A 24507-nucleotide genomic window follows, 5' to 3' on the forward strand; every position below is an offset into this window, starting at 1 on the left:
TTTCCCGGTACCGAACTGGTCTCTGACTGATACTTGGATTCACAGGTACTTTCTCGTCGGACACCCGCGCGTCACACGACGAGCGTCGGCGACGCGGACATCGACGCGTCGCCGGACACGACCAGGGTGGCAAGGATATTCACGGCCGCGGTCAGCTCGGACACCGGCCGCGTGAACGGCAACCGCTGGTGGTCGTCGAACAGATGGCCGGTGCCGAACCGGGGCCCGGGCGCCAGGAGCAAGCCCCTCGACCGTGCCGCGGCGACGAGATCCGTCGAACCCGTTCCGGCCGGGAGCGCGCACCACAGGGACAGTCCCCCGGCAGGCAGCACGTAGTTCCACCCGGGCAACCGATCGTCGACCGCCGCCGCGAGCGCGTCCCGCTGCACCCGGAGGTCGCGGCGCCGCTGCGCGACCAGGCGGTCGTGCCGGGCGAACAAGCGCACGGCCGCAAGCTGATCCAGCACCGAGACCGACAATTGCCTGCGTGCCATGATCTTGGCCATCTGCGCGGTGCGGGCGGCCTCGGCGCGCACCCAGCCGATGCGAATACCTCCCCACACGGTTTTGCTGAGGCTGCCGATCGCCACGGCCGCCGATTCCGGGACCGGGACGCCGAACGGCTCGAGGTCGTCCGAACCGTCCAGCACGAGTTCCACCGCCACCTCGTCCACGACGGTCACCACGCCGTGGCGCGCCAGGGTCGCGGCCAGTCGCCGCCTGCCCTCCGGGGTCGCCCTGGCTCCCGAGGGATTGGAGAAGTCCGGCATCAGGTACGCCACCGTCGGGGCGCTCTGCCGCGCCGCCCGGTCGACCTCGGCGACGAACGCGTCCGGGTCGGTCGCATCGATCGCCACCGGAACGGGTCTGCCGCCGGCCGCCTGCACGGACTCGACCGCGCCGGGGTAGGTCGGGTGTTCGACCAGGACGCGATCGCCCGCCTCGACCAGCGCCTCGAAGACCACTTCGGTGGCATCACCCGCGCCACCCGTGACGAGGATCTGGTCCGGGGTGGTCGGGCGACCCCTGCGGGTGTAGTGGCCTGCTATCGCCGCCCGCAGCGTTGTCAGTCCGCCGGGGTGGTATCCGTGCTGGGGCATGAAGCGGGGCAACTCGTCGACGGCGTCCAGGTAGGCCTCCCTGAGTTCGGGGGCGGCCGCCGGCGCGGCATTGACGAGGTCGATGACACCGTCCACCGGCGCGCCCACCATGCTTCCCCACGCCGGAGGTCCCGACGGCATCGCCACGAAGGTTCCCGATCCGTGTCGCGCCGACGCCCAACCGGACTCGCGGAGTTCGCGATACGCGGCACTGACGGTTACCCGGCTGAGCCGGAGCTCCTCCGCGAGGGCCCGTTCGGCGGGCAGCCGGACTCCCACGGCCATCGACCCGTCCGCCACTCTCTCGCGGAGGGCGTCGGCGAGCCCGCGGTACAGCGGTTGCCCGCCGGTGGGCGCCGCCCCGAGCAGCACCGCCAATTCGGTTGCCGAGACGCTTCGGACTGGTTCGACACTCATACAGGCCACTTTTCCACAGAGGACTGGAATTCGCGGTCCACTTTGCCCCGACAATCGATACATGCTCGTAATTGGAATCCTCTTGACCCTCAGCCTGGCGTCGGTGGCCTGGCTCTGCGTCAGCACGGCGCGCGGCGGACGGTCCGGGCTCGCCGGACCTCCGCGCAGCCACCTGCACAGCGACTGAGGGTGTGCGGCAGCATGAGGGAATGAACTCTGCCGCACCCGTTCACGCGATCGTCCTCGCCGGTGGACGAGCCACTCGGATGGGCGGCGTCGACAAGCCGGCCGTGGTGGTCGGCGGACGCCGGATGCTCGACACCGCCCTCGACGCCGTCGACGACTGTGAGCGCATCGTCGTCGTGGGACCTCGGCGCGCCGACCTCGATTCGACGGTGCTCCAGACACAGGAGACGCCGCCGGGCGCCGGGCCGGTCGCGGGGGTGGCCGCCGGACTCGCCGTGCTCGACGCCGAACCGGACGACCGGGTGATTCTGCTCGCGTCGGATCTGCCGTTCGCGGAACCCACGATGGTGGCGGCCCTCGCCGCCGCCGTGCAGGACGCCGACACCGTGTTCGCGATCGACGAGTCGGGCCGCCTGCAGTTCCTGTTGTCCGCGTGGCGTGTCGGTGCGTTGACCGACCGTGTGCGCTCGCTCGGGTCGGCGGTCAACCAGCCGATGAAGGCGCTCGTTCCGGACACGTTCGACACTGTCCTGTTCCGCGGCGTCACCGACTGCGACACACCGGAGGACGTCGAGTGGGCCCGGAGCAGGGCCGCGGCGGCACCGGTCACGATCACCGAGGCAAGGGAGGCGATCCTGTCTGTCGTCCCCCCGCTCCCGCCGCGGTCCGCGGCGCTCGGCACAGCGCTCGGCGCCACCCTCGCCGAGCCGCTGCTCGCCGCCGAAGCTCTCCCGCGCATCGCCGTCTCCGCCATGGACGGATACGCCGTCGCGGGCGACGGTCCGTGGATGCTGCGCGACGACATCCGCTACGCGGGAAGCTCCGAGGAACTCGAACTGGCGGAGGGCGAGGCGGCCCGGATCGCGACGGGTGCGCACCTCCCCACCGGCGCCACCGCCGTCGTGCGCGACGAATTCGCCGTGGCCACAGACACTTCCGAGGGGCCGCGACTGTCCCGCCGGGAAGACGCCCCCGTGCGCGACGACGCGCGGCGGCGTGGAGAGGACTGGCACGAGGGGTATCGGCTCGCGGCGGAGGGCACGGCCGTCACGCCCGCCCTCGTCTCCGCGGCTGCGAGCGCGGAGGTGACCACCGCGGGGGTCCGCGGACCCGTCCGCGCGCACGTGGTGGTGACAGGGGACGAGATCCGGCGGGACGGTCCGCTGCGCCATGGGCAGACGCGGGACGCTCTGGGACCCGTTCTCCCCCAGTTCCTCTCGTGGTGCGGGATCCGGACGGTCGCGGACACCCACCTGCGGGACACGTCCGCCAGCTTCGACGAACTGTTCAGGGAAGTCCGCCAGCCGGATCTGATCGTGATCGTCGGGGCCACCGGCGGCGGCGCGGCCGACCAGTTGCGTGCGGCGCTCGACCGGGCGGAGGCCCGCATCGTGGTGGGGCGGGTGCGGTGCCGCCCGGGCGGTTCACAGGTCACCGCGCTGCTGCCCGACGGGCGGGTGGTAGTCGGGCTGCCCGGGAACCCGTACGCCGCGGTCGTGACGCTCCTGACCACGGTTCCGTCCATCGCGGCCGCACTCACGGGCCGCGGCCCGGCACCGCGTCAGCTGGCGCGAATCGCGAATGCGTCCGAGGTCAGTGGTGACGCCACCCGCATCCTGCCCGCGGTCCCCCAACCGGACGGCACGTGGCGCGTCGACCCCGGAATCCGCACCGCGCATCTCGCGGGCCTGATCGACCGCGAAGCGCTGGCGCTGGTCCCTGCCGGTGCGGCCGACGGTGATCTGGCCGAACTGGTGCCGCTACCGCGCTGACGGGTCAGCGCTGGAACGACAGGGTTCGCTGCGCGGCCGGAATTCCGCTGCGGTAGCGCTCCGCCACGAGGTCGACGATGGCCGGATCGACACCGAGCGGCTCGGCCACTCCGTCCGCACCGGCATCGGCGAGGCGCGCGTGAAACAGTCCGTGGGCCAAGAGATACGACGCGACGAACACGCGCTTCTCGCCGCCCGCACGCAATCCGGCCACCACGTCGGGGACGCGCGGCTGCGCTGTCGCCACGTAGCCGATCCGGACCCGCGACGCGACGAGCTCCGACAGCAACGCCGCGGCGCGCCGGACGTCACGCAGGGCCCGCGGGTCGGACGATCCGGCCGCGGCGAGCACGACCGCGTCGCCGGGCCGCCAGCCCACGTCGACGAGGCGCCGCAGCAGGACCTCCGCGAGGACGGGGTCCGGTCCCAGCGCCCGGGTCACGGCCACCGAGGGGTGACCACTGTCCGCGACTTCCCGCGGAACGTCGGTGTGGACGTGGTAGCCGGACGCGAGGAACGCCGGGACCACGACGGCGGGCCCGGTGATGTCGCGGAGCACCTCGGCCGGTGAGGGCCCGAGAACGTCCACGAAGGACACCCGGGTGGGTCCGACCTGCTCGGCGACGGCGTCGGCGAGCGCGGCGATCATCTCCACGCCCCGGGGACTCCGCGTTCCGTGTGCCACCAGTACCAGTGCTGTCTCGTTCATTGCTGTCCCTCCTCACGTGAATCGACGCAGTCGACGGGGTCGAGAGCGAGGCGGTATCCCCGCTTGACCACCGTCTGAACGGCTTTCGGTGCACCCAGGGACGCCCGCAGCCTCGCCACGGCCGTCTCCACGGCATGGGTGTCGCCGCCACCGCCGGGCAGCGCCGCGAGCAGTTCGTCCCGGGGCACGACCCGGCCGGGCCGGGCGCCGAGCGTGCGAATCAGCGACATCGCGGCGGGGGGCAGCTGCCGCACCTCGCCGTCGACGACGACGCAGCCGCCGCGGATGCTCAGCTCGTGTCCGGCGGTCTGGATCTTGTTCGCCCGCCTGGGCAGTTCGTCGGCGATGTGCCGCGCGAGCGCACCCAGCCGCGAGCGCGCCGGCATCGTCGTCGGCACCTCGAGTTCGCGCAGCGGTCCGGCGGTCACCGGCCCCACGCAGGCCGCGAGCACGCGGTGCCGGAACGAGTGCAGCACCATCTCGATCATTCCGGTCTCCTTGGCGCGGGTCAGCAGCGAGGCCACCGCCGGTGCGCTGGTGAAGCTGACCGCGTCGAGGCCGCCGGAGGCGATCAGTTCGATCATCCGGTCCATCGGGGCCTGGTCCTCGAGCGGCGTCCACCGGTAGACGGGGACGGCGATCACGTCGGCGCCCGCACAGCGGAGCACCTCGCAGAAGTCCGCGACCGGCTCCCATTCCGTGGTGGCACCGTGCAGCTGGACCGCGATGCGCTTGCCTTCGATGCCCTCACCGAGCAGGTGATCGAGCACCTCCGCCGAGGACTCCGAGGCGGGTGACCACTCTTCCCGCAGGTCCGCGGCCCGGATCGCGCCCTTCGCCTTGGGTCCGCGGGCCAGCAGGCGGCTCGCCGCCAGTGCGCGGCCCAGTTCCTCCGCTTCACCCCAGCCGTCCGCGGCCTCCATCCAGCCGCGGAAGCCGATCCCCGTCGTCGCGACGACGATCTCCGGCGGGTTGTCGATGATCTGGCGGGTGACGCGCTCGAGTTCGGTGTCGTCGGCCAGCGGGATGATGCGGATCGCCGGAGCGTGCACCACGGTGGCACCACGCCGCGTCAGCAGTGTGGCGAACTCTTCCGCACGCCGGGACGCCGTGATCCCGATCGTGAACCCGCACAGCGGCGTGTCGTCGTTCACGCGTTCGTGCTGTGAACCTGGACGACGCCGGCCCACACCCGCACGTCGTACACGGGCAACCGCACCGACTCGTCGTCGAGGCAGCGACCGTCGACCAGCGAGAACACCTGCTTGAGCAGCGGTGACGCCACGGTGGGCTCGCCTGCCCGGTCACCCACGAGGCCGCGGGACATCACGGCCGCGCGCCCGAACGGGTCGATGTTGCCCACGGCGCGCAGCGATCCGTCCTCGAGCAGGAACAGTGCCACCTGCTCACCGCCCCGCAGCAGCACCGCCACCCCGAGACCGGGAATCAGCTGGCTGAGCGGGCACGCGGACGTCCATTCGAGACGGCCTGACTTGACGCTCTCACGCCTGGTTCCACTGGCACTGTGCACATTCATGTCGACGACGGTCATCACAGTCCTCCTTCGGGCTGGTGTGTATCCGTGCTTGGATACATCGTTCGGGGTCGGTGTTTCCGCAGCGTTAAGTGGGGATTACTCCGATGTAGAAGCTGCGAATTTCGGCATTCCCATCAACACCGGGACCTTCCGGACGCCCGTGTCGTCGAACGAGACGGTCGGATCGGCTTCCTCGGGCGCGTTGACGAACGACACGAACCGCGACAGCTTCTCCGGGTCCTCGAGCACGCCCGCCCACTCGTCCTTGTATCCCAGAACGTGCTTGGCCATGGCAGCCTCGAGATCGGCGGCGATGCCCAGGCTGTCCTCGCACACCACGGCCTTGAGGTGGTCGAGCCCACCTTCGAGGGACTCGACCCACGGCGCGGTGCGCTGGAGACGATCCGCGGTCCGGATGTAGAACATGAGGTACCGGTCGATGTAGCGGACCAGGGTCTCGTCGTCGAGCCCGCCGGCGAGCAGCTGGGCGTGCTTCGGCGACTGGCCGCCGTTGCCGCCGACGTACAGGTTCCAGCCGTTCTCGGTGGCGATGACGCCGACGTCCTTGCCGCGCGCCTCGGCGCATTCGCGGGCGCAACCCGAGACACCGAACTTGATCTTGTGCGGGGACCGCAGGCCGCGGTACCGGTTCTCGAGGTCGACCGCCATGCCGACGGAGTCCTGCACGCCGTACCGGCACCAGGTGGATCCGACGCAGCTCTTCACGGTGCGCAGCGACTTGCCGTAGGCCTGACCGGACTCCATGCCCGCGTCGACGAGACGCTTCCAGATCGCGGGCAGCTGCTCGACGCGGGCGCCGAACAGGTCGATGCGCTGACCGCCGGTGACCTTGGTGTAGAGGCCGAAGTCGCGGGCCACCTCGCCGATGACGATGAGCTGTTCGGGCGTGCATTCGCCGCCGGGCATCCGCGGCACCACCGAGTAGGTGCCGTTCTTCTGGATGTTGGCCAGGAAGTGGTCGTTCGTGTCCTGCAGGCCCGCCTGGTTACGGTGCAGGATGTGGTCCGAGTCGGTGGACGCCAGGATCGATGCGACGACGGGCTTGCAGATGTCGCAGCCCGAACCCTTCCCGTACTTCGAGATGAGCGCGGAGAACGTGCGCGTGTCGGTGACCTGCACGATCTCGAACAGCTCGGCGCGGGACTGCTCGAAGTGCTCGCACAGCGCCTTCGACATCACCACGCCGGACGACGCGAGGAGCTGCTTGATCGTCGGCAGGCAGCCGCCGCACGTCGTTCCGGCGTTGGTGCAGCTCTTGACCTGCGCGATGTCGCAGGCACCGTCGGCGATGGCGCCGCAGATCGAACCCTTGGTGACGCCGTTGCAGGAGCACACCTCGGCGTCGTCGGGCAGGGACCCGGCGCCGGGCTTCTCCCCCGCCGGCGAGATGAGCGAGGCCGGATCGCCCGGCAGTTCACGGCCGACGAGCGGGCGCAACGACGCGTATGCGGAGGCGTCGCCGACGAGGATGCCGCCGAGCAGCGTCTTCGCGTCGTCGGACACGACCAGCTTGGCGTAGGTGCCCTTGGCCGCGTCGCTGAGCACCACCTCCAGGGCGCCGGGGGTTTCAGCGTGCGCGTCGCCGAAGCTGGCGACGTCCACGCCCATCAGCTTGAGCTTGGTGGACAGGTCGGCGCCCGGGAACTCCGCCGTCCCGCCGAGCAGCCGGTCCGCGACGATCTCCGCGGTGGTGTAGCCGGGAGCGACGAGGCCGTAGCACCGTCCCTCCACCGCGGCGCACTCGCCGACCGCGTAGATGTTCTCGTCCGACGTGCGGCAGCCGAGGTCCGTGATGATCCCGCCCCGCTCGCCGACCTCGAGGCCTGCGTCCCGGGCCAGCTGGTCCTGCGGCCGCACACCCGCGGAGAACACCAGCAGCGCGGCCTCGATCACCGAACCGTCGGACAGTTCGACGCTGATCCCGTCCGGACCCTCGGTGATGCCCGCGGTGCCGACACCCGTGTGGACGGTGAGACCCAGGTCGGTGACCAGGTTGGCGAGCAGCGCTCCACCGCCCTCGTCCACCTGCAGCGGCATCAGCCGGGGCGCGAACTCGACCACGTGCGGTGTCATGCCCATCAATTTGAGCGCGTTCGCGGCCTCGAGTCCGAGCAGACCACCGCCGACGACGACACCGACGGCGCCGGGACCGGCCGCGTCGGCACGCTTCCGGATGCCGTCGAGGTCGTCGAGCGTGCGGTAGACGAAGCACTCCGGCCGGTCGTGCCCGGGGATCGGCGGCACGAACGGGTACGAACCGGTGGCCATCACGAGAGCGTCGTACGCGACGACCTCGCCCGAATCGGTGGTGACCTTGCGGGACTCCCGATCGATGGTCGCGGCCCGACGGCCGATCCGGAGATCGACGTGAGCGTCGTCCGGGTAGTCGCTACCCGCAAGCGCAAGCTCCTTGGGGTCCCACGCCCCCACGTAGGAGGACAGTCCCACCCGGTCGTACGCGGGGAGGGGCTCCTCGCAGAGCACCGTCACCGACCAGTCGTCCGACTCGTCGCGCGCACGCAACGCCTCGACGAATCGATGTCCGACCATTCCGTGCCCGATGACCACTGCTGACTTGCGGCTCATGCCGTCGCTCCTTCTAGCTGAATTACTCGAGTTCATGCGGTACTGCGCGAGGTCACGCCGAAACCGACACCTTTTCGTCGTCGCCGTCGGAGACGGTGAGCCCACGAGTGACGGACGGGCGGCGCAGGAAGACGAACCAGGTGACGAAGATGCACGCGATGTAGAAGGCGAGGAACACCCAGAACGCCATGGTCGCCGATTTCGCGGTGCCGCCGTAGGACGCGCGCAGCACCAGGTTGATGCCGACACCGCCGAGACCACCGATGGCGCCCGCGAACCCGATGAGGGCGCCGGACATCGCCCGCGACCACGCCGCCTTGGCGTCCCGGCTCAGTCCCTCGAGTCCCTGCGCCTTGGCCTCGAAGATCGACGGAATCATCTTGTAGACCGAGCCGTTGCCGATACCCGCCAGCAAGATGAGGGTGATGAAGCCGAACACGAACGCCACCAGCACTCCGGCCGTGGCCGCGCCGGGCGTGCCGTCGTCGATGGTCCCCGCGGTGACCAGCACTGCGGCGGCGAGCGCCATGGCGACGAACGTGTACAGCGTGATCTTGCCGCCGCCGATGCGGTCGGCGAGCTTGCCGCCCATCGGCCGCGCGATGGAGCCGAGCAGCGGTCCGATGAAGGCGATCTGCGCGGCGTGCAGCGCAGCCGCGGCGGGGGTGGCGCCACCGGCGAGGAAGTTGATCTGCAGCACCTGGCCGAACGCGAAGCTGAAGCCGATGAACGATCCGAACGTTCCGATGTAGAGGAAGCTGATGACCCACGAGTCGGAGAACTTCAGCGCCTTGGCCATCGACCGGAGATCGGACTTCTGGTTGCCGAGGTTGTCCATGAACAGGGCGGCGCCGACCGCGGCGACGGCAATGAACACCAGGTAGACGGCGCAGACGATCCACGGCTCCGTGTTACCCAGGGTGGCGATCACGAGCAGGCCGATCACCTGGATCATCGGGACGCCGATGTTGCCGCCGCCTGCGTTGAGGCCGAGCGCCCAGCCCTTGAGGCGCTGCGGGTAGAACGCGTTGATGTTGGTCATCGACGAGGCGAAGTTGCCGCCGCCGACGCCGGCGAGGGCGGCCACGAGAATGAACGTCGTGTAGGACGCGCCGGGGTTCATCATCAGGTACAGCGTGAACAGCGTCGGCACGAGCAGAACCAGGGCACTGAAGACCGTCCAGTTTCGGCCGCCGAAGCGGGCCGTCGCCACCGTGTACGGGATTCGCAGAATCGAGCCGACGAGGGTCGGGACCGCGACGAGGAAGAACTTGCCCGCCGCGTCGATGCCGTAGATGTCGGTCGGCATGAACAGCACCATGACCGACCAGATCGACCAGACGGAGAAGCCGACGTGCTCAGCGACTACCGACCAGATCAGGTTCCGCTTGGCGATGTCCTTGCCGCCCGCCTCCCAGGCGTCGACGTCTTCCGCGTCCCAGTGCTCGATGTAGTGCTTCTTCACCCGGGCCTCCTCGTTGTGTGGGAGACCCAAAGGTAGAAAACCGGTGTTGCGGCGGTGCTGCGGTCGGTGACCGCAGCGTCAACTGATCCTCACTTTTCAGCTGGGCCGATGTGAGGTTTCCCGCATGTTTCCTAGACGTGTCGAAGAGCGTCCTGCGGCTCCGAATCGACGTGCCAGCTGTCCTCGAGCATGCGTGGCTTGCACGCCTGGAACGCTGCGATGAGGAGGATCACCACGCCGAACGTCAAGAATCCGAACGACAGTGTCCACCCGCCGGAGGCATCGTGGAACACCCCGAACAGCAACGGGCCGAGGCACGCGACGGCGTAACCCACACCCTGGGTGAAACCGGACAGCGTCGCCGAGCCGACGTGGCTGCGCGTGCGGAGATTGATCAGTGTCAGCGACATCGGGAACGTGCTGGGCCCGAGCCCGAGCAGCACGATCCACAGGATCGGCGCGCTCATCGGGGCGAGCAGCAGTCCGCTGAAGGACACGAGGTAGCAGACCGCGCAGCCGATCACGATAGGGAACGGGTTGCGCATACGCGCGCACAGCGTCGGGGCGCCGAACGCCGCGACAAGTCCCATGAACGAGAACAGTCCCACCATGGCACCGCCGAACGCCTCACTCGCGCCGGCGTCGGACAGGATGTCGGGGATCCAGGTGAACATCGAGTACGTGATCATCGACGTCATCCCGAACATGCCGGCCATTCCCCAGCCGACGGGCGATCGCCAGGCCTTCCCGTGGGGACGGTCCGCCGGAACGTCCGCGGGCGGTTGCGCCGTCACGACAACGCGACGTCGTTCACGGGTGAGGAGGAGGATCCACGGGACAGCCGCGACGAAGCCGAGGAGCGCCCACACGCCGATCGAGAACCGCCAGCCGAATGCCTCGGCGAGCGGGACGGCCACGAAGGCGGGCGCGATCGTGCCGATTTGCACGCCGACGATGTACACCGAGCTCATCACGGCCAGCCGGTCGGAGAAGTAACGCTTGACGAGTGGCGGAATCACCACGTTGCCGATTCCCATGCCTGCCAGCGCGAGCGCCGACAGCGCCAGCAACGACCAGGTGTCGCTCATCAGGGCTCTGGTGAGCATGCCGACCGCGGCCATCAGCATCGCGACGAGGGCGGTCCGTTCCAGGCCCCACCGCTTGGCGATGAGCGGCGTCCCCAGTCCGAACAGCGCGAACATTGCCGTCGGCACCATTCCGAACACCCCGACGACCGTCGGTGAGAATCCGATGTCCTCCCGGATCTGCGAGGCAAGTGGGGTGAACGAGGTGACCGCCAGCCTCAGGACGAGAGCCGACATGGCGATCGCACAGAAGACGAGGAGGCGGCCGCGTAGAAGAGTCACATGAGAAATCATAGGATGACAGGATGACCTTTGGAAAACCCGTGCGCCGCTCGAGTCTGATCTCACAGGTCACCGAGCAGCTGCGCGACGAGATCTGCAGTGGCCGGTGGGCGGTCGGCGCGAAGATCCCCACCGAGACCGCGCTGTCCGAACTCACCGGAACGGGACGCAACACCGTCCGCGAGGCAGTGCAGGCCCTCGTCCACACCGGCCTGCTCGAACGGCGGCAGGGATCCGGCACATACGTCGTCGCCACCTCCGACGTCGGGGGCACCCTCGGCAAGTACTTCGCAGGCGCGCACGAGCGCGACGTCACGGAACTGCGGCAGGCGCTCGACGTCACCGCCGCCGCTCTCGCCGCCCGGCGCCGCACCCCGGACGACGTCACACGCCTGCAGAGCCTCCTCGACGAGCGCTCCCGGTGCTGGGCCGAATCCGACACGGAGGCCGCCGTCGCTGCGGACATCAGCCTGCACCGCGCGATCGTCGAAGCGAGTCACAACGCGGTGTACCTGGAGTTCTACGACTCGCTACTGCCCTCGATCGCCCAGACCGTCGACCGGCACGTGCACGCGACCGGTGCAGGGTTCCACGACGAGCACGGGCGGCTGATCCAGGCGGTGGTCGACGGAGACGAGGCCGCCGCGACCGCGGCCGCCCGCGATCTGTTCGCGGAGCTGCTCACCTAGAGCAGGAGGCGTACCACGTCGGCCGTGCGGGCGAGTCCGGGAAACGCCTCCGCGGTCGAGCGTGGGTGCAGCACGTGAACGGCGAGCCTGAACAGCACCGCACGCAGGAGCATCTGCGGCCATTCGGGCAGATCTTCCCAACGTCCGATGAGGGCCTCGTCGGCCCCACCCCAGGAAATGGCATCCACCACGGCCACCGCCGCCGCCCACGACGAGGGACGCCAGTACGGAGTGATGTCGGTGATCCCGGGCGCGAGCGCCCCGGCGAACAGGACGGTGCCGAACAGGTCTCCGTGCACCAGCTGGTCCGGGCTCGTGACGGGCTTGCGCAGCGTCGCGAGTCCGGTGATCAGTTCCAGGCTCTTGCGACCGTCGGGGGACGGCGTCTCGAGCTGTTCCGCACCCTTCGCGCTGCGCAGCGGGATCTTCTCCCAGGCGGCCCGATCCGCCGCCACGAACACGTCGACCTCCGCCCACGGCGCGACCGGGGGCTGCACGAGGAACCGGGGACGGTCGAGCTGCGAGGTGGCGGCGTGGAGCCGACCCGACATCGACACGACCTCGTCGTGACGCGGTTCGGGCGTGCCCTCGATGAACGTGTCGGCGCGCCACCCGGACACCACGTACCGGCCGTCGGTGGACCGCACGGGACGCGCGAGCCGCACCCCGTCCACCTCGAGCGTCTCGCGGACCTTCGCCGACCATGCGGCGCGCGCGTGGTCGGCGACGGCTGACAGGACTACGTCTCCACAGAGCCACCCGCCGTCCCAGTCCGCACCGAGTGGGATGGGCTCGACTTCCCGGAGGCCGAACGTGGAGCACACGTGTTGAGGGGGTTGGCCTGTGCTCACGGACTCAACGCTACCGCCGGGTGGGCCGGTGGCACTGCAAGGCGCGCTGGCCCGGAGACGGCAATCATGCCGTGGCGGAGGTCAGTAGACAGGCAGGCTGGTGTCCACCTGTTTCGCCCATGCGATCACGCCGCCCTGCAGATGTGTGGCGTCGGAGAATCCCGCCTTCTTCAGCGCGGCCAGCGCCTCCGCCGACCGGACCCCGGTCTTGCAGTGCAGCACGATCGGCTTGTTCTGCGGAAGCTCCGACAGCGCCTCCCCCGACAGGATGCGGTCCTTCGGGATCAGCACGGCACCGGGCAGGTGGACGATGTCCCACTCCACCGGCTCGCGCACGTCGATCAGTTCGATCTCCTTGCCGGAATCGAGGAGATCACGCAGCTCCGTGGCCGTGATGGTCGAACCGGCCGCCGCCGCCTGACCCTCGTCGGACACCACGCCGCAGAACGCGTCGTAGTCGATCAGTTCGGTGACCGGGGTCCGCGCCGGATCCCGGCGCAACGTGATGGTGCGGTAGGTCATGTCGAGTGCGTCGTAGACCATCAGCCGTCCGAGCAGCGACTCCCCGATGCCGGTGATCAACTTGACCGCCTCGGTGGCCATGATCGAACCGATCGACGCGCAGAGCACGCCGAGCACACCGCCCTCGGCGCACGACGGCACCATTCCCGGCGGGGGCGCCTCCGGGTACAGGTCCCGGTAGTTGAGTCCGCGACCGTTCGGCGCGTCCTCCCAGAACACGGACGCCTGGCCCTCGAATCGGTAGATCGAGCCCCACACGTATGGCTTGTGCGCGAGGACGGCGGCGTCGTTGACGAGGTACCGGGTGGCGAAGTTGTCGGTGCCGTCGAGGATCAGGTCGTACTGCTCGAACAGTTCGACGGCGTTGTCGGGCTCGAGCCGGAACTCGTGCAACCGGACGTCGACGTTGTCGTTGATCTCGCGGATCGAGTCGCGCGCACTCTCTGCCTTGGGACGGCCCACGTCGGACCGGCCGTGGATCACCTGCCGCTGCAGGTTCGACATGTCGACCTCGTCGAACTCGACGATGCCGAGCGTCCCGACACCCGCCGCCGCCAGGTACAGCAGGGCGGGTGAGCCGAGGCCGCCCGCGCCGATGACGAGGACCTTCGCGTTCTTCAGGCGCTTCTGCCCCGCCATGCCGACGTCCGGGATGATCAGGTGCCTGCTGTACCGCGCCACCTCGTCGCGGGAAAGTTCGGCGTCCGGTTCCACCAGCGGCGGCAGTGCCTCGGTGGTCTTCACAGAACGGTCAAGCGACACGGTCCACTCCTGACAATTGCGCGACAGCTTCCGATGCGTCGGACAGCACTGAGTTCAACGCTCCGACGGGGTCCATTCTTCCCCTCCCGCCGGCAGTCGCGCGGGGCGGCCCCTGCTCACGCCCTCGGGAACGGCCACGGATTGAAATGGCAGGTCAGACCGTTCATCGGGACGATACCCTCGGGGTCGAGCTGCGCGATGTCGTTGTTGGCCGTGCCGAACGTCTGCTGCATCATCACCGGCGCGAGTCCGCCCTCGGTTTCGCACGGCTGGTGGTCCTGGTAGCCGATGGCGTGCCCGACCTCGTGGTTGATCTGGTACTGCCGGTACGACCCGATGTCGCCCTGGAACGCAATGGCCCCCCGCACCCAGCGCGGCTCGTTGAGGACCACGCGATCGATGCCGGGGTTGTAGCAGGACACCTCCAGCTGGATGTCGTAGCCGCACGCCTCACGGATGGTCATCTGCGACGTCAGCGACACCCGGAAGTCGGGGTCGCCCTGGTCGACGCGGCGGAACGCGAACCGCGGGTCCTTCGTCCAGCTCTTCGGATTCGACAGCGTCTGGTCGACCATCCGGCCGAACGACTCGTCGCCGCCGAACCCGGACGTGTCGACCCCGTCCTCGATCTCGACGCTGTACGTGAATTCGCGCTCGGTGCCCTGCCCGATCTTGGTCCCGCTTCCGGGAACCACGTGCCAGGTGCCTGCGCCGACCGCCGTGAACGGGCCTCCCTCGGGCAGCGCGCCCGAGGGAAGTTCGGCGGCGAAGTTACCGTCGGCCTCCGGCGGGATCCCGATGACGCTCGAACCGTCGGTGTCGCGGGACAGGGTGCCGAATCCGGGTGTGTCGGTCTCGGCCGTCGTCTCGCTGCCACTGCCGGTGTCCCGGACCGCGTCGACCACCACGAGAACGGTGACCACCAGCAGGATCGGGATCGCGTAGGCCCGCCAACCGTAGGTGGAGACGAACCGGCCGATGCGGCTCTGCTTCCTCGCCTGCCGCTCGGGGCGCGGGTTCCGGGGCCTGCCGACGTCGCGGCTGGTCGGGTCCCATTGCGCACGGAGGGGCTGATGCGACTGCGCCTGCGGTGCCGACTGCGAAGCGCGGGGACGGACGTCACGCTGGTCGATGCTGCGCGATCGTCGCTCCCCGTCCTCGGAGCTCTGGGGAGCCCGGCCGCGAACCCGCGGTCCTCCTCGGTCAGTCACGCAGCCCAGAATCTCACAGTCCGGCACCGCCTCGTCCCACCGCACCGTCCGCAGGTCATTCGGCGTGTCACGCAGATGCGATCCGCAACGTCGCGGCTACCCGGATCACCAGGCGCCCCCGAACCCCACAGGACCCCAGTTACCGGTCAGGCAATATCCTTGACCGGGCGAGTCCAGCGAGTCCACCATGAACGGTTCACTACGCGCGGGTATCGTTCAGACAGTTACACAGAATGTGACGCGGAATACTTGTGCAGATTGGAAGCGCTATGACTGAACTCGCGGATCGGACGAACTCCGATCGCGATGCCACGCCCGGAAAGGGCACCGGGGCCCGTCGCAGCACGCGACTCCCCCGTGACGCCCGGCGACTGCAGCTACTCGCCGCAGCCAGCGAGGTCTTCGTCACACGCGGATACCACGCTGCCGGTATGGACGAGATCGCCGAGTGCGCCGGTGTGAGCAAGCCCGTCCTCTACCAGCACTTCCCCGGCAAGCTCGAGTTGTATGTGGCGGTGCTGCAGAGCTATGTCGACAGCCTGATCTCCGGCGTCCGGCAGGCACTGCGCTCGACCACGGACAACAAGCAGCGTGTCCGCGCCGCGGTGCAGGCGTTCTTCGACTTCGTCGACAACGACTCGCAGGGCTTCCGGCTCGTGTTCGAGTCGGACCTCATGGGTGAGCCGCAGGTGCAGAGCCGCGTCGAGCAGGCCACCGAGGCGTGCGTGGACGCGGTGTTCGACCTCGTCAGCCACGACTCCGGTCTCGATCCCTACCGCGCCCGCATCCTCGCTGTCGGCCTCGTCGGCGCCAGCCAGTTCACCGCGCGGTACTGGCTCGAGGCGTCGCGCCCGATCCCGAAGGAAGAAGCGGTCGACACGACGGTCACGCTCGCGTGGGGCGGTCTGTCCCGCGTGCCGCTGCATCCCGAACAGCGCTGACACCGCGCATGGGAAGGGGCCCGCAGTCGAGTCGACTGCGGGCCCCTTCCCGTGTGTTCACTTGGTCGGAGCGAATCCGACCTTGCGGATATCGGACGGGCCGATCTCCACGTAGGCGATCTTGCTGGACTGCACGAGGTACTTGCGTCCCTTGTCGTCTTCCAGAGACAGGATCCCGTCGCCACCGGTGAGGGCGTCCGAGACCAATGTCTCGACCTCGTCCGGGGTCTGCTCGCTGCTGACGATGAGCTCACGCGGGCTGTCGATTACACCGATCTTGACCTCCACGGTCAACCTCCGAACTCTCCGAGAAACATCAGCTGTCCTGGCCAGGCTAATGCAGTGGCCGCCGCCGGTGCGCGTCTGTGGGCTGTGCCCTGAGCGAACATGCCGTCACACCAGGCACGACGGCGGTGCCGTCACACGAGACCCAGCACGGCCATGCGTTCGGCGTGCATCTCCTGCATGCGGTCGAACAGCGCGACGACGCCGTTGAGGTCGCCGGACGCGGAGATGACGAGTTCGGTGAGCGCCTCCCGCTGCGCGAGGACGAACTGTGCCTGGGTGATGGCCTCGCCGAGCAGTCGCCTGCCCCAGAGCATGAGGCGGTCCTTGTCGCGGTTGCTGGCCTTGATCGCCTGCTGTACCTCGTGGACGACGAACTCCGAGTGGCCGGTCTGCGAGAGCACCTCCTCGACCGTCCGCGACACCTCGGCGGGCAGCGAGTGCCCGATCTCGCGGTAGAAGTCGGCGGCGATCCCGTCACCGACGTAGGCCTTCACCAATGCCTCGAGCCACGTCGACGGTGTGGTGGACGCGTGGTAGTTGTTCAGGGGGCGGACGAACGGATCCATCGCTTCGAAGATGTCGAACCCACGCGCGGTCAGCGCCTTCTCGAGCATCTCGAAGTGGCCCATCTCGGCGGCGGCCATGCTGGCGAGCGCCACTTTGCCCTGCAGGGTCCGCGCCATCTGCGCGTCCTCCGACAGCCGGTAGAACGCGGAGATCTCGCCGTACGCGAGGACCGCGAAGAGTTCACTGACGCCGGGGTGATCAGCGGGAATGGTGGAATCAGAGGATGCAGGCGTGTTGGGCTCCATGGCGCCACAGCCTAGTGGGTTGCCCAGTGATGTTTGCCATGCGAACCGGTTGTGGGGCGTTCTCCGGCTACAATGATCGTGGGCAACCGCTCGTCACCACGTTCGCCTCCACGGAGAACGCGGTTTGAGTGATGATCGATCACGATCCGATCAGCGGTTCCCACCGATAATGTGCGCGCACCTGATCGACGGTCCCAGCCGCGCCTCGCCGAAATCTTCGATTTCAGCGCTGAGGCAGTGGCAGGATCGACTCGGAAGAGGACATCGACGAGCGTCGACTGGGAAATCGGGCCGACCAGCGGCCTGGCCCTTACCTCGTGCGTGCGTGCAGCTACGAGGAAGGCCAGTCCCCTGAGCAAGATCACTGTCGACCATGAAGACGACGCAACCGAGACCACGCTGTCGGCGCAACTCGACTCCACGCACGTTGCCCCCACTTTCGCCGAGCTCGGAGTTCGTGACGAGATCGTCCGCGCTCTCGACGAGATCGGCATCGAGCGGACGTTCGCGATCCAGGAGCTGACGCTCCCCCTCGCCCTCGCCGGCGACGACCTGATCGGTCAGGCCCGTACGGGCATGGGCAAGACGTTCGGTTTCGGCGTCCCGCTGCTCCACCGCATCTCCAGTGGCACCACCGGGACGGCCGCACTCGACGGCACTCCCCGCGCACTGGTCATCGTCCCCACCCGCGAGCTGTGCATCCAGGTCACCAAGGACCTCGAGGGCGCAGCGAAGTACCTGAAGGGCGAGAAGAACAAGCTCGAGGTCCTCGCCATCTACGGTGGCCGCCCCTACGAGACGCAGATCGCGACGCTCCAGAAGGGCGCCGACGTCGTCGTGGGCACCCCGGGCCGTCTGCTCGACCTCGCCAACCAGGGCCATCTGATCCTGGGCAAGGTCGAGGTCCTCGTTCTCGACGAGGCCGACGAGATGCTCGACCTGGGGTTCCTGCCCGACATCGAGCGCATCCTCGGGATGGTGCCGGACAAGCGCCAGACGATGCTGTTCTCGGCGACCATGCCGGGTCCGATCATCACGCTCGCCCGCACGTTCCTCACCCAGCCGACGCACATCCGCGCCGAGCAGGCCGACGACTCGGCGGTGCACGACCGGACCAGCCAGCACATCTACCGGGCGCACGCGCTGGACAAGGCGGAGATGGTGGCCCGCGTGCTGCAGGCCGAGGGCCGCGGCGCGACGATGATCTTCACCCGCACCAAGCGCACCGCCCAGAAGGTCGCCGACGATCTCGCCGAGCGCGGTTTCTCCGTCGGCTCCGTCCACGGCGACCTCAATCAGGTCGCTCGCGAGAAGGCGCTGAAGGCGTTCCGCACGGGCAAGATCGACGTGCTGGTCGCAACGGACGTCGCGGCCCGCGGTATCGACATCGACGATGTCACCCACGTCATCAACTACCAGTGCCCCGAGGACGAGAAGACGTACGTCCACCGGATCGGCCGCACCGGCCGGGCGGGCCGCACCGGCATCGCGGTGACGCTGGTGGACTGGGACGACATCCCGCGCTGGCAGCTCATCGACAAGGCTCTCGGCCTCGGCATCCCCGATCCGGCGGAGACGTACTCCAGCTCCCCGCACCTGTTCGAGGAGCTGTCGATCCCGGCCGGCACGACCGGCACGATCAAGCGCCCCCGGGTGGAGAAGGTCGCACCCGAGCGGAGCGAGAACACGGGCGCCGAGCGGAGCGAGAACACGGGCGCCGAGCGGAGCGAGAACACTGATACCGGGCAGGGCGAGAAGGCCGAGCGCACGGAGCGTCCGGCACGCACCCGCACCCGCCGCCGCACCCGTGGTGGCCGCCCCGCGGACTCCGTGGGCCCCAAGTCCGTGTCGCCGGAGCCGACGGCACCCGAGTCTGCCGCTCCGAGCGGGGACACCGACGGCGAGGGTGCCTCCAAGCCCCGCCGGCGTCGCCGCCGCCGGACCACGAAGGTCGGCGCCGCCGCGACGAACGCGGAGTAAACATCCACCGTGCTCGCACCTGAGCGGCGCTCGCGCGCCGATCACGTCGTCGCTGCCGGAATCGCCGTTGCGGTCGTGGTCGCCCTCACCGTGGTGTGGTTCCGCAGCGATGCGCGGGGCACCACCTCGGTCACCGCCGCCGAGCCGCCGCCTGCGCTCGTCACCGCCCTGATGGTTCCGGAGACGCTGCGCCCGATCTGGGACTCCGCCAGTTCCGCCACCTCCGCACCCCTCGTCGTCGGTGGTGCGGTCGTCACCGCCGACGGTGGGGACGTCGTGGGACGGGACCGGATGTCGGGTACCGAACTGTGGCGGTACGAGCGTGATCTCGACCTGTGCGGTGTGACGGCGTCGTGGGGGAAGGTCGTGGCCGTCTACCGTGACGACCGCGGCTGCTCCCAGGTCACCGAACTCGACGGCGGCACCGGCGAGCGCCTGGCGCAGCGGAGCAGCGACGCCGATTCCGATGTGACGCTGAAGGCCGACGGTACGTATGTGGCGTCCCTCGGCGACCGCCGGCTGGAATTGTGGCGCTCCGACCTCGTCCGCACCGTCGAGTACGGCCGGGTGGACGCGCCCGTGAATCCCAGGAAGCAGCCGCGTAGCGGATGCACGCTGATCGACGTCGGTTCGAGCAGCAGCAGACTGTCTGTTCTGGAGCGCTGCCCCGGCGAGGTGGCCGATCGTCTGACGGTCATGAACCCGTCGCCGAAGGACAATCAGGAACCTGAGGAGTACGGGTCGAGCGTCTTGGCGGGGGTGGATGCCGGCGTCGAGGGCGCCCGCATCCTCGGGGTGTCCGGCGAGACCACGGCCGTCTACCTACCCGCGGGCCCGTCGTACGGACCGCGGATCGGCCTGTTCGACGGCACCGGCAATGCCGTGTCCGAATACGCGCTCACCCTCGGGGTCGGCCCGGATCCCGTCACGTCGACGAGCAGTTCGGTGGTCACCTGGTGGACCGGTTCGGACGTGGTGTCGCTCGGCACCTCCGATCTCGCACCGCACTGGATTTTCCCCGGCGCTCTCGGCCCGGGAGCGGTGATGGCCGGAAACCTGCTGGTTCCGGTGGAATCCGGCATCGCCGTGCTCGACCTGTCGACCGGCGCGTTGCTTCGCACGATTCCGGTGACGCGTGATGCCGCGGCGGGGCCGATCCTCACGACGGTGGCCGGCGACGTCGTCCTCGAACAGCGCGGCGATGCTGTCGTGGCGCTGCGCTGAGGTCGCCCCTCACGCAGGTTCGGCGAATACCACGAGATAGCCGTCGAGGTCGCGGATCCAGATCTCGCGATGTCCTGCATTGGGATTGACGTGCACGTCCATGACCACGTCGGCACCCGCCTCACGCACCCGCGCGACGGTGCCGTCGAAGTCGGGGGTCTCGAACCAGATCGCCACCCCGTTTCCCCGCGGGAGCGAAGGATCGCCGAGGGGGCCGTGGTGGTGGCCCTCGTCGAGCCGGTGCAGTTGCAGGATCATGTGCCCGTCGACGAGGAGTTGCTCGTAGTCCCGTCCGCCGTGGCCGCGGCGCGCGTCCAGGACCTTCCGGTACCACTCGCCTGCGCGTTCGACGTCGTCGACGGCGAGGAGCGGCTGAGCCCGCATCGTCAGGGTGTTGCTTCGAGGCGTATCCGAGACTGTCATGGCCCCGACGTTAGCGCCGTGCTCTCCCCCGCACTTGGACGAATGAGCATGCCGTCAACGGAAAGTGGCGCGGTACGCGGACGGTGAGACGCCGACCGTGCGCGAGAGGTGTTGTCGCAGAGACGTCGCGGTGCCGAATCCCGCGGCCGCCGCCACGTCGTCCACCGGCAGGTCGGTGTTCTCGAGCAGTTCGCGGGCGCGGATGATCCGCTGTTCGAGAATCCACTGCGTCGGCGACATCCCCGTCTCGGCCCGGAATCGCCGGGTGAACGTGCGCACGCTCATCGACTCCCACGCGGCAAGCTCCCGCAGCGACAGCGGTTGATCGAGATGCGACAGCGCCCGGGCTCGCGCTCGCGCCGTGGACACACCGTCGGCGTCCGGGACGGGTTCGGTGATGAACTGCGCCTGACCACCGCTGCGATGAGGCGGCACGACCGTCCCCCGCGCCACCTCGTTGGCCACCGACGCACCGTGGTCGAGACGAATCATGTACAGGCACAGGTCGATTCCGGACGCGACGCCGGCGGCGGTGAGCACGGCTCCGTCGTGCGTGTAGAGCACGCCGGGGTCCAGGTGCACGTCCGGGTACAGCCGCCGGAACGCGTCCGCCGACTTCCAGTGCGTCGTGGCACGCCGGTCCTCGAGAAGGCCTGCCGCGGCGAGAACGAACGAACCCGTGCAGATCGATGCGACCCGAGTGCCCGGGCGAATGTGCGCGAGGGCGTCCGCGAGGTGACGGGGCAGGCGCCCGTCCTCCGGCGGGTCGTAGTCCTGATCGGACGCCGGGATCACGACGGTGTCGGCTGTGCCGAGCAGTGCCGGGCCGTGCTCGACCGTGATCGTCACGTCGGTGTCGGTCCGGACGGCGCCGGGTGTGAGGGTGCACGTGAGGACCTCGTACAGCGGTTCACCCTCCCGCGATCGCGCCTCACCGAACAGTCGGTGGACGATTCCGAACTCGATCGGGAGCAGACCGTCGCGCACGAACACGACCACGCGATGACGACGCAGCGTCCGCTTGCCTCTCGAATCGGACATGGCCCGATTGTTTCACATATCGTCCCACCGGCCACTGTCGCGGCCACCGCAACGCGTCCATGATCGGAGAGGTCAGGACGACCGAGCGGAAGGCGAACCATGAAGATCCTGTGGGTATCGGCACATCCCGAACCGAAGTCCCTGAACGCAGCACTCCGCAGCGACGCCCTCGCGGCACTGCGCGGGGCCGGCCACGACATCCGGACATCGGACCTGTACGCGATGCGATGGAACCCGGTGGTGACAGCAGACGATTTCGGACACGACCCCCACCGCCGCCTCCTCGTCGGCGCGCGGTCGGGTCAGGCCCTGACCGAGGGCACCCTGGCCCCCGACATCCGCGCCGAGCAACGCAAACTCGCGTGGGCCGACGCGGTGGTCGTGCAGTTCCCGTTGTGGTGGTACGGCATGCCCGCGATCCTCAAGGGCTGGTTCGACCGGGTCTTCGTCGAGGGTTACGGCTACGGACTGCGCCGCGAGGACGGCTCCACCCGGCGGTACGGCGACGGAACCCTGGCCGGCAAGCGGGCGATGACGGTCGTCAGTTTCGGCGGCAGCGCCGACAGCGCAGGCCCACGCGGGATCAACGGCCAGATGGACGAGGTCCTGTTCCCGATCCACCACGGAATCTTCTGGTACACAGGGATGTCCGTATTGCCACCGGTCCTGATCGACAGCGCGGACCGGTTGCCCGCCGAGCACTACCCCGGTGTCGCGGCCCGGCTGATCGATCGCCTGTCCGGCCTGTTCACCGACGCGCCGTTGCCTTTCCGCTCCCAGAACGGCGGCGACTACGACGCCCGGTTCGTGCTGCACGAGGACCGGGCGCCCGGCGTCACGGGACTGCGCGCCCACTATGCCGACGCGGATTCCGGCACATGCGAATCGGAGGCCGAAGTCCGCATCACCGCGATCTGCAACGTGTTCTAATTCACGGCATGGCAACCTACGTGATCACCGGCGCCGCCTCGGGCATCGGGGCGGCGAGCCGCCGCACACTCGAGTCCGGCGGTCATACCGTCATCGGAGTCGACCTCGCACACACCGACGTGACCGCCGACCTGTCGACCCCCGGCGGACGAACCGCGGCGGCCGACGCCGTGACCGAGGCGAGCGGCGGCGTCGTGGACGGTCTCGTCTGCTGCGCCGGACTCGGGTCGCTGTCGCACGTCCCGGGCGGCACACTCGTCGCGGTCAACTATTTCGGGGCCGTGGAACTCGTGACCGCACTGAAGCCCGCCCTCGAGCGCGCGGGCGGCGCCTCGGTGGTGGTGATCTCGTCGAGCAGCACCACCACGCAGCCGGGGATTCCCGAGAAGCTGGTGACCGCGTGCCTCGACGGTGACGAGGCGGAGGCGGTGCGCATCGGCGACCAGGTGACCGCCATCCCGGCATACCCGGCGTCCAAGCTCGCACTGGCCTGGTGGATTCGGCGTGAAGCGGTACGGCCCGAGTGGATCGGCAGCGGCATACGACTGAACGCGATCGCGCCGGGCATGATCGACACACCGATGACCAGCGGGGACGACCTCGACCCCGAACTGGCGAAGGCGCTGGACTTCTATCCGGTCCCGCTGGGCAGGCGCGGACGCCCGGACGAGATCGCCACGCTCGTCGAGTTCCTGCTCGGACCGGGGTCGACACTGTTCTGCGGCAGCGTCGTCTTCGCCGACGGGGGCACGGACGCCCAGTTACGCCAACAGGATTGGCCCGCCGCGTGGAATCCGACGCCGGAAGAACTTACTCGGCACTTCCAGGCGAAAATGTAGCCAGCTCGGATCCCGCCCAGTGCTTGGCGAGGTTCTCGGCCAGGTCCCGGTACGCCTGGGCACCCTTGTTCTTCCGCCCCGCCAGCACCGTGGCACCCGACGCCGTCGCCTCCGCGAATCGCACCGTCCGCGGAATCGGCGGAGCGAGGACCGGCAGGTTGTAGCGGTCGGACACGTCGGAGAGTACGTCTCTGCTGTGCGTCGTGCGGGCGTCGTACAGCGTCGGCAGCGCTCCGAGCAGCACCAGGTCGGGGTTGGTGATCTGCTGCACCTCGGTGACCGTCCTCAGCAACTGCCCCACACCCCGGTGGGCGAGCGTCTCGCACTGCAGCGGCACCAGTACCGACTGCGCCGCCGTGAGCCCGTTGAGCGTGAGCACACCGAGCGACGGCGGGCAGTCGATGATGATCGTGTCGTAGTCGTCCAGCAGCGGCGCCAGAGCGCGCTTGAGAGCGAACTCACGACCGGGACGCATGAGCAGCAACGCTTCCGCGCCCGCGAGGTCGATCGTCGCGGGCAGAAGGGCGACACCGTCCTCGGTGTCGATCACGGCCTCCTGCGCCGTCAGATCACCCGTCAGCACCTCGTGGACGGAGGCGTCCAGGCGGTCCGGGTTGTGCCCGAGGGAGAACGTCAGACATCCCTGCGGGTCGAGATCCACCACCAGAACCTTCTGGCCCAGCCCGACGAGGGCTGCGCCGAGAGAAGCTACCGTGGTGGTCTTCGCGACCCCACCCTTCTGATTTGCCACTGCAAGAACCGTTGTCACGGCTCGATCCTTACCTACTTCGTCCCCGGAGGCGAGCCATACACGCAGATTGACTGACATGATGG

Annotated in this window: 23 protein-coding genes; 8 read left to right on the forward strand and 15 right to left on the reverse strand. The window is 69.0% G+C overall.

Annotated features, from left to right (window positions below):
- Window positions 1-71: 71 nt before the first annotated feature.
- Entirely contained in the window at window positions 72-1517 is a 1446-nt protein-coding gene (locus JVH1_RS04435; protein WP_043782206.1) for a PLP-dependent aminotransferase family protein, read from the reverse strand.
- Window positions 1518-1578: 61 nt separating this feature from the next.
- Here JVH1_RS04435 and JVH1_RS04440 point away from each other — a divergent pair, with 61 nt between their 5' ends.
- The gene (locus JVH1_RS04440; RefSeq protein WP_272942765.1) at window positions 1579-1704 is read left to right on the forward strand and encodes a hypothetical protein; all 126 of its coding nucleotides are present in this window, start codon (window positions 1579-1581) and stop codon (window positions 1702-1704) included.
- A 22-nt stretch (window positions 1705-1726) separates the two neighbouring features.
- On the forward strand, window positions 1727-3475 hold the full coding sequence (locus JVH1_RS04445) for an NTP transferase domain-containing protein (protein WP_009479573.1): 1749 nt from the start codon (window positions 1727-1729) through the stop codon (window positions 3473-3475).
- 4 nt (window positions 3476-3479) lie between these two features.
- Here the strand turns inward: JVH1_RS04445 and JVH1_RS04450 are convergent, their stop codons facing one another.
- The 6 genes from JVH1_RS04450 to JVH1_RS04475 form a co-directional block, all read right to left on the reverse strand.
- A complete protein-coding gene (locus JVH1_RS04450) occupies window positions 3480-4184 on the reverse strand; it encodes a sirohydrochlorin chelatase (RefSeq protein WP_009479572.1) in 705 nt (234 codons plus the stop codon).
- The gene (locus tag JVH1_RS04455; RefSeq protein ID WP_009479571.1) at window positions 4181-5338 is read right to left on the reverse strand and encodes a uroporphyrinogen-III synthase; all 1158 of its coding nucleotides are present in this window, start codon (window positions 5336-5338) and stop codon (window positions 4181-4183) included. Before JVH1_RS04455 ends, JVH1_RS04450 begins: the two co-directional genes overlap by 4 nt.
- Window positions 5335-5736: a nitrite reductase small subunit NirD gene (gene nirD, locus JVH1_RS04460; RefSeq protein ID WP_011598289.1), complete on the reverse strand. Its 402-nt coding sequence runs from the start codon at window positions 5734-5736 to the stop codon at window positions 5335-5337. Before nirD ends, JVH1_RS04455 begins: the two co-directional genes overlap by 4 nt.
- An 81-nt stretch (window positions 5737-5817) precedes the next feature.
- A complete protein-coding gene (gene nirB / locus JVH1_RS04465; protein WP_009479569.1) occupies window positions 5818-8328 on the reverse strand; it encodes a nitrite reductase large subunit NirB in 2511 nt (836 codons plus the stop codon).
- Between the two features lie 52 nt (window positions 8329-8380).
- Window positions 8381-9793 (reverse strand): MFS transporter, encoded by a 1413-nt coding sequence (locus JVH1_RS04470; RefSeq protein ID WP_009479568.1) that lies wholly within the window; start codon window positions 9791-9793, stop codon window positions 8381-8383.
- Between the two features lie 131 nt (window positions 9794-9924).
- A complete protein-coding gene (locus tag JVH1_RS04475; protein WP_011598287.1) occupies window positions 9925-11172 on the reverse strand; it encodes an MFS transporter in 1248 nt (415 codons plus the stop codon).
- A gap of 11 nt (window positions 11173-11183) precedes the next feature.
- Here JVH1_RS04475 and JVH1_RS04480 point away from each other — a divergent pair, with 11 nt between their 5' ends.
- The gene (locus tag JVH1_RS04480) at window positions 11184-11849 is read left to right on the forward strand and encodes a FadR/GntR family transcriptional regulator (protein WP_009479566.1); all 666 of its coding nucleotides are present in this window, start codon (window positions 11184-11186) and stop codon (window positions 11847-11849) included.
- On the opposite strand, the gene JVH1_RS04485 is transcribed toward JVH1_RS04480, so the two are convergent.
- The 3 genes from JVH1_RS04485 to JVH1_RS04495 form a co-directional block, all read right to left on the reverse strand.
- Window positions 11846-12700, reverse strand: coding sequence for a TIGR02569 family protein (locus JVH1_RS04485; protein WP_011598286.1), 855 nt, complete (start codon window positions 12698-12700; stop codon window positions 11846-11848). The genes JVH1_RS04480 and JVH1_RS04485 overlap by 4 nt on opposite strands.
- A gap of 81 nt (window positions 12701-12781) precedes the next feature.
- Window positions 12782-13966, reverse strand: coding sequence for an adenylyltransferase/sulfurtransferase MoeZ (gene moeZ, locus JVH1_RS04490; protein WP_016883159.1), 1185 nt, complete (start codon window positions 13964-13966; stop codon window positions 12782-12784).
- 134 nt (window positions 13967-14100) lie between these two features.
- Entirely contained in the window at window positions 14101-15240 is a 1140-nt protein-coding gene (locus JVH1_RS04495; RefSeq protein WP_016883160.1) for a DUF3152 domain-containing protein, read from the reverse strand.
- A 224-nt stretch (window positions 15241-15464) separates the two neighbouring features.
- Here JVH1_RS04495 and JVH1_RS04500 point away from each other — a divergent pair, with 224 nt between their 5' ends.
- The gene (locus tag JVH1_RS04500; protein WP_009479561.1) at window positions 15465-16136 is read left to right on the forward strand and encodes a TetR/AcrR family transcriptional regulator; all 672 of its coding nucleotides are present in this window, start codon (window positions 15465-15467) and stop codon (window positions 16134-16136) included.
- Window positions 16137-16193: 57 nt separating this feature from the next.
- Here JVH1_RS04500 and JVH1_RS04505 read toward each other — a convergent pair whose 3' ends face one another.
- Together JVH1_RS04505 and JVH1_RS04510 are read right to left on the reverse strand one after the other, a co-directional pair.
- Window positions 16194-16424: a DUF3107 domain-containing protein gene (locus JVH1_RS04505; RefSeq protein WP_009479560.1), complete on the reverse strand. Its 231-nt coding sequence runs from the start codon at window positions 16422-16424 to the stop codon at window positions 16194-16196.
- Window positions 16425-16555: 131 nt separating this feature from the next.
- Window positions 16556-17236 (reverse strand): ferritin-like fold-containing protein, encoded by a 681-nt coding sequence (locus tag JVH1_RS04510; RefSeq protein WP_009479559.1) that lies wholly within the window; start codon window positions 17234-17236, stop codon window positions 16556-16558.
- A gap of 321 nt (window positions 17237-17557) precedes the next feature.
- On the opposite strand from JVH1_RS04510, the gene JVH1_RS04515 reads away from it, so the two are divergent.
- Both JVH1_RS04515 and JVH1_RS04520 read left to right on the forward strand, forming a co-directional pair.
- Window positions 17558-19216, forward strand: a complete 1659-nt coding sequence (locus JVH1_RS04515; RefSeq protein ID WP_043782230.1) for a DEAD/DEAH box helicase — start codon at window positions 17558-17560, stop codon at window positions 19214-19216.
- Between the two features lie 9 nt (window positions 19217-19225).
- On the forward strand, window positions 19226-20440 hold the full coding sequence (locus JVH1_RS04520) for a hypothetical protein (protein WP_009479556.1): 1215 nt from the start codon (window positions 19226-19228) through the stop codon (window positions 20438-20440).
- 9 nt (window positions 20441-20449) lie between these two features.
- On the opposite strand, the gene JVH1_RS04525 is transcribed toward JVH1_RS04520, so the two are convergent.
- Both JVH1_RS04525 and JVH1_RS04530 read right to left on the reverse strand, forming a co-directional pair.
- Entirely contained in the window at window positions 20450-20863 is a 414-nt protein-coding gene (locus JVH1_RS04525) for a VOC family protein (RefSeq protein WP_043782202.1), read from the reverse strand.
- 54 nt (window positions 20864-20917) lie between these two features.
- Entirely contained in the window at window positions 20918-21904 is a 987-nt protein-coding gene (locus JVH1_RS04530; RefSeq protein WP_009479554.1) for a GlxA family transcriptional regulator, read from the reverse strand.
- A gap of 99 nt (window positions 21905-22003) precedes the next feature.
- On the opposite strand from JVH1_RS04530, the gene JVH1_RS04535 reads away from it, so the two are divergent.
- The gene (locus JVH1_RS04535; protein ID WP_009479553.1) at window positions 22004-22834 is read left to right on the forward strand and encodes an NAD(P)H-dependent oxidoreductase; all 831 of its coding nucleotides are present in this window, start codon (window positions 22004-22006) and stop codon (window positions 22832-22834) included.
- 8 nt (window positions 22835-22842) lie between these two features.
- Entirely contained in the window at window positions 22843-23673 is an 831-nt protein-coding gene (locus tag JVH1_RS04540) for an SDR family oxidoreductase (RefSeq protein ID WP_009479552.1), read from the forward strand.
- Here the strand turns inward: JVH1_RS04540 and JVH1_RS04545 are convergent.
- Complete coding sequence (locus tag JVH1_RS04545; protein ID WP_009479551.1) at window positions 23645-24442, reverse strand: ParA family protein; 798 nt, start codon at window positions 24440-24442, stop codon at window positions 23645-23647. The genes JVH1_RS04540 and JVH1_RS04545 overlap by 29 nt on opposite strands.
- Window positions 24443-24507: the final 65 nt, after the last annotated feature.

It is taken from the genome of Rhodococcus sp. JVH1 (assembly GCF_000280725.2).
GTDB classification, from domain to species: domain Bacteria; phylum Actinomycetota; class Actinomycetes; order Mycobacteriales; family Mycobacteriaceae; genus Rhodococcus_F; species Rhodococcus_F jostii_A.